At 41.7% G+C, this 5440-nt stretch carries 7 protein-coding genes; 6 read left to right on the forward strand and 1 reads right to left on the reverse strand.

Going from position 1 to position 5440, the window contains the following annotated elements:
* Positions 1-116 precede the first annotated feature (116 nt).
* Together PX482_RS14905 and PX482_RS14910 are read left to right on the forward strand one after the other, a co-directional pair.
* Entirely contained in the window at positions 117-1331 is a 1215-nt protein-coding gene (locus PX482_RS14905; protein ID WP_288024799.1) for an AbeC-like domain-containing protein, read from the forward strand.
* 18 nt (positions 1332-1349) lie between these two features.
* The gene (locus PX482_RS14910) at positions 1350-1742 is read left to right on the forward strand and encodes a hypothetical protein (protein WP_002760582.1); all 393 of its coding nucleotides are present in this window, start codon (positions 1350-1352) and stop codon (positions 1740-1742) included.
* Here the strand turns inward: PX482_RS14910 and PX482_RS14915 are convergent.
* A complete protein-coding gene (locus PX482_RS14915; RefSeq protein ID WP_223213027.1) occupies positions 1678-1923 on the reverse strand; it encodes a hypothetical protein in 246 nt (81 codons plus the stop codon). The two genes, PX482_RS14910 and PX482_RS14915, sit on opposite strands and share 65 nt — an antisense overlap.
* Before the next feature lie 143 nt (positions 1924-2066).
* On the opposite strand from PX482_RS14915, the gene PX482_RS14920 reads away from it, so the two are divergent.
* The 4 genes from PX482_RS14920 to PX482_RS14930 all read left to right on the forward strand — a co-directional run.
* A complete protein-coding gene (locus PX482_RS14920; protein ID WP_002760581.1) occupies positions 2067-3245 on the forward strand; it encodes an AI-2E family transporter in 1179 nt (392 codons plus the stop codon).
* A gap of 739 nt (positions 3246-3984) precedes the next feature.
* On the forward strand, positions 3985-4179 hold the full coding sequence (locus PX482_RS28115; RefSeq protein WP_012267246.1) for a TLTLP motif-containing protein: 195 nt from the start codon (positions 3985-3987) through the stop codon (positions 4177-4179).
* 161 nt (positions 4180-4340) lie between these two features.
* Positions 4341-4850, forward strand: coding sequence for an inorganic diphosphatase (locus PX482_RS14925; RefSeq protein ID WP_002760578.1), 510 nt, complete (start codon positions 4341-4343; stop codon positions 4848-4850).
* 214 nt (positions 4851-5064) lie between these two features.
* Positions 5065-5440: AI-2E family transporter (locus tag PX482_RS14930; RefSeq protein WP_288122620.1), on the forward strand; the 376-nt coding region annotated here is incomplete at its 3' end.

The raw sequence follows: 5440 nt of genomic DNA on the forward strand, positions 1-5440 counted from the left end.
AAATCCTTATCTGGCAAGAGACTTAATTGATTAGTTCGCTCTAGATAAAAAACAATTGACAAAAATCGCTAAATGCCTTTCTATATAAGGGTTCCATCCCTTATAATCCCCGTCCATTGCATAACACAAACCGAAGAGCCGCCGGATCTAACCCTTTTATTGGTTCTGGAGAAATCATTCCTGGCTCTAGCTGGACGGTTCCTATTACTCGCAAGAAGAAACATCAAGAAAAATCTGAAGAATGGGAAAATTCTCAAGAATACATTGAGATTGCCGTTGACCAGTTTTATCAAGCCACTGATCGAGAGATTGACAAGCTAAATTTACCAAATCTAGAAATATTGAGTCGCTTATATATTGATGGCTTTGAGCTAGAGCCTGATGGGAAGCTGCTGATGAACACTACTTCCCGTCCAGCCGTAATGTTTTTAGACGACCCACTTTTAATTAAAGAACAGGGTGACGTGGCTGGCAAAAAAAGAGCCTATCGTATTTATAGATATGTTGACCAAGAAAGAGATTATATTCTTTCTTACTTTCTGCGCTTTTATAATGCAGGAAAAGTCACTTTTGTTGAGTCATCAGCTTATATACTAACTGGAATTGATCGGCAAAGATTTAGTTTGAGTTCGCTTCTTGAAGATGGTCCATTATCTCGAACATTAAAGATGCTATTGGGTACTATTATTTTTGCATCTGGTATCTATTTAGGGTTGTCATTATGGTATGTCGTTGTATTTTCCTTCTACCTTTTTTACTGGAAGTTTAATGATGCTCGACAACGGCGGGCAGCAGAGTTTCAAGAAGAGTATAATTATGGATTAGAACAAACTTTCCGTGAGTTCATTGCAGAACCTCTAGATTTAAGTCAAAGAGCCAGGAGACAACAAACAGTAAATTTAGCAAAAAATCCTCTAAGTCGTTCAATTAAAAACTTTATTAGCCAACTGAGAAGAACTCCTTTGGGTATCCTTATTCTTATTATTCTTATCTTAGCTTTTTCCCCTTTATTCATTATTTTAGCTATTTTTATATTTTTTGCTAATCGTTACCGCCAATTAAACACTGATTTAAAAGTTAGTTTTGATTACTATGGTACTCAAGATGTCCTGATGTACTGGAAATCAATACAAAATGGGATTTTTTTCAGTACCATTAAACTGCTAAAGAGCCAGGGGATTGACTCATCTGAATTTGAAAGATCGGTCATAAGTATTATCAATAATGTTACGAGAATTACGGCGGGAAATATTACCAACAGCCAAATCGCTGTGGGGTCAGGCTCTACTTTTTCCCAAAGTACAGGAACATCACAAACACAAAGCTCATGAGCAGGAAAGGAGGTTATTATGAACCAGCGTAAAGACTATAAATTCGGTGATATTCATGGAAGCCAAGTTGCCATTGGTGATAATAGTAAAACAAGTCAGGATATGGAAACTAATGCTTCTGAAAAAAAGCAAACCCTAGCTGAAGCAGCAGCAGAGATGCAATCTTTACTAAAACAATTAGAGTCAACTTATCCTACTGATACCTATAAGGGTAAAGTCGCATTAGCTGATGCGGTTGTCGAGCAGATAGACAAAACCCCAAGTTTGACAAGAATATTCAGTGCTTTAAAAGCGGGTAGTATTAGTGCTTTAGATTCATTGCTAGACCATCCGGCTGCTAGTTTTGTTATCGGTGCTTTAGAAGACTGGCAAAATAACAATAGATCGAAAGCAATTGACGAAAATCACTAAAATTTCGGTTCTTCGTTATTTGGTATGGTTCAATAGGGGAGCATAAATCGACTAAATCCTTATCTGGCAAGAGACTTAATTGATTAGTTCGCTCTAGATCGAAAACAATTGACAAAAATCGCCAAATGTCTTTCTCTATAAGAGTTTCATTCCTTATAATCCTGTACGTTGCATAAGACAAACCGAAGAACCATCTGGGTTGTAATAAACCTACACCTGTCAGCATCCCACACCCCATCACCCCACTTCCCCCCGGTTGAGTTAGCGGGTTCGGCTTCGATCTGTCAGAATACAAGTATTGAAACAAACCTTTTAAGAGGCTTCATGGTGGAAGTTAAAGTCGTTCCCCCGAAACGCAATTGGGTTCAGACGTGCTGGCAATCCCTGAATTCCTTATCCCGCTTACTGGTGATTGCTCTAGCCGCACCACTTGTCGTCCTGAATGTCTGGGCATTATCGGCAATTTTTGGCTATTTTGAATCTTTATTTGTTATTTTACTGATAGCGGCCGTTCTATCTTTTCTCTTGGGTTATCCGGTGACTTGGTTGGAACGTCAGGGATTAAAACGGGGTTTAGCTGCAATCGTGGTTTCCCTGATCACGATTTTAATTTTTGTGGCCGTGGGCATAACCCTAGTTCCCCTAGTCTTCACCCAAGCACAGCAATTTGTCAACAGATTGCCAGAATGGTTAGACTCGGGACAGCGCCAACTGATGCAACTAGATACCAAAATCGACACGATGAATCTACCGATTCCGATCAGTTTCGATGGTGTTATCGCTCAGTTTAACAGTCGTTTAGGGGCAGAATTGCAAATTCTAGCGGGAAGAAGCGTTAATTTAGCCCTTAATCTCACGGTTTTTACCGTGGTGCGGGTGCTTGATGTGCTGCTAACCATTATCCTCACCTTTTATCTACTTCTCCACAGTCCCGATATCTGGAGGAGTATTATCCAATGGTTGCCCAAACCCGTCCAACAACCCTTTTCCCTAACCCTACGCTTAAGTTTTCAGAATTACTTTGTCGGACAGGTAATTTGCGCCACCTGCATGGCCCTGGGATTAGTCACGGCATTTTTATCGATTAAAGTCCCTTTTGGTCTCCTATTCGGTCTGTTGATTGGCACCATGGCCTTAATCCCTTTTGGGGGAACTGTAGGCATTGTCACGGTGACAGCTTTACTAGCTTTGCGCGATATTGGTTTAGCTCTGCAAGTTTTAGCCGTGGCTGTAGTGGTGCAGCAAATTGTCGAAAATGGCATTGCTCCCCGGATTTTGGGCAGTGTCACTGGGTTAAATCCCTTTTGGGTGTTGGTCTCGGTCTTGACGGGGGCGCGAGTGGGCGGTTTACTGGGGGTGATTGTCGCGGTTCCCATGGCAGTAATGATCAAGGAAGCTTTGGAGGTTATCCGTCAAGTGACACCAGAGGAGACAAAACACGGGATAATTAAACCCTCTCTCCCCCTAGAATCAGAATCCTCTAGCGAGGTGGTTTCTCGCTGAAGAATGACTGACGGCATGATCTAGGGCGATGTGAGCAGTAATATTGGCCGGGAGAAATCGGCAATTTTCTCGCAGGTTCTTGGCTTTTCTCCCTCGATCGAGTTATGATATCCATATTGGTAGATTAACTCCACTTGCCCTGATCGCTGTCCCTGACAAGCAAGGACAAATCAAGGCTTGAGGATGCCTTGCTGGTCTCTGGGGCCTGGCTTATTGGGAGATTAGCTAACCAATTGTCTCTAAACTCGGATAATTTTAAGAACGGGTCATTGTCTATCCCGATAAATCAGCAAAAAATCGATATTTTGGTTAAATAGGCTACATTAACAGCCAAGTTTCTATCGTAAGCTCGAAGTTAAGACATAAAGTCAATATCACCCTCCGATTGCAATGAGAAAATGTTTGAATCGCTTAATATTTGGGCTTTTCAGACATTTTTTTTGTGGATTGATACTAAATCCAGTTATTAAAAACTGATTTAGTATGACATGGACAAACACCAACAGACCATGATCTGGAGAGATCGTCAAGAAAAGTATCAGAGTGAACTCTTGGAAAAGAATTGGTAAAATATAATTAGTAGGGAGAGTATTGCTGTTAATGTTTCGCTTTTTAACGAGACGTTAACCAAGCTCAAAGGCAAAAAATAGCAGTAATTTGCTAAAAGCTAAAAGCCGATAGCTGACTGCTCTATATATCTCTCGTATTCTTTACTTGTCGAGTTCAACACGACCCCTTTATGGAATCAAGCAACCCGTCAGGGAAGACTTCCGAACCTCCTAGTCATAGGTGGGCCAATTTACTCGGAACCATGATCGCAATTCTGACCCTAACGTTACCCTTGTTAGCGATTGGATATAACTCCACGCCTAACTATACCGAAGAACCCCTTACCGGTAACACATCCTACTCCCTAACGAGGCAAATGAGGTGACAGAATTGAGATAGACGATTGCCAAAATAAAAATTTTTTTCTTCGTCCCGATCCCCCTTATGAGTAAAATTTGGATCGGAGTCAATCAAAGTGTGTTTTAATTTTGCTTGCGCTTTTAGGTGACTCTAAAGGCGCTATTGTCTTGTATTTGGAGAAAGCTTGTGGATTTATCGCGCATTCCTGCCCAACCGAAACCAGGTTTAATTAACGTTTTAGTGGAAATTACCGCCGGCAGTAAGAATAAATACGAGTTTGATAAGGATTTAAATGCCTTTGCTCTCGATCGCGTTCTCTATTCTTCGGTACAATATCCCTGTGATTATGGTTTTGTTCCCAATACCCTCGCCGATGATGGCGATCCTTTAGATGGTATGGTGATCATGGATCAGCCTACTTTCCCCGGCTGTGTGATTACGGCGCGTCCCATTGGTATGCTAGAAATGATCGATGGTGGTGATCGCGATGAAAAAATTCTCTGTGTTCCCGCTAAAGATCCTCGTTATGCAGAGGTAAAATCTCTTAAAGATGTCTCTCCCCATCGCTTGGAGGAAATCGCCGAGTTTTTCAAAACCTATAAGAATCTAGAGAAAAAAGTCACAGAAATTCTCGGTTGGAAAGATGTGGACGCAGTAACCGCTTTAGTTGAACAGTGTATTGCTGCTTATAAGTAAGGTTTGCGGCAAAAAGTTTGTTGTGGGGTTAGGAGTCGGGAGTCAGGAGTCAGAATTCAGGAGTCGGGAGATAGGGTGATAGGGATTTAGGGGTTTAGGGAAATTTCAGCCAAATGCTCCACTACCCCACCACCCACTTTCCCTTTTGGAGTTAGCGGGTTAGGCTTCGATCTGTCAGAATACAAGTATTGAAACAACCCTTTTAAGAGGCTTCATGGTGGAAGTTAAAGTCGTCCCCCCGAAACGCAATTGGGTTCAGACGTGGTGGCAATCTCTGAATTCTTTATCTCGCTTACTGGTGATTGCTCTAGCTGCACCACTTATAGTTCTGAATGCCTGGGCATTATCGGCAATTTTTGGCTATTTTGAATCTTTATTTGTTATTTTACTGATAGCGGCGGTTCTATCTTTTCTCTTGGGTTATCCAGTGACTTGGTTGGAACGTCAGGGATTAAAACGGGGTTTAGCTGCGATCGTGGTTTCCCTGATCACGATTTTAATTTTTGTGGCCGTGGGAATCACCCTAGTTCCCCTAGTCTTCACCCAAGCACAGCAATTTGTCAACAGATTGCCGGAATGGTTAGACTCGG

Origin of the sequence: Microcystis sp. M53602_WE12, from assembly GCF_030065455.1 — a bacterium.
GTDB classification, from domain to species: Bacteria; Cyanobacteriota; Cyanobacteriia; order Cyanobacteriales; family Microcystaceae; genus Microcystis; species Microcystis aeruginosa.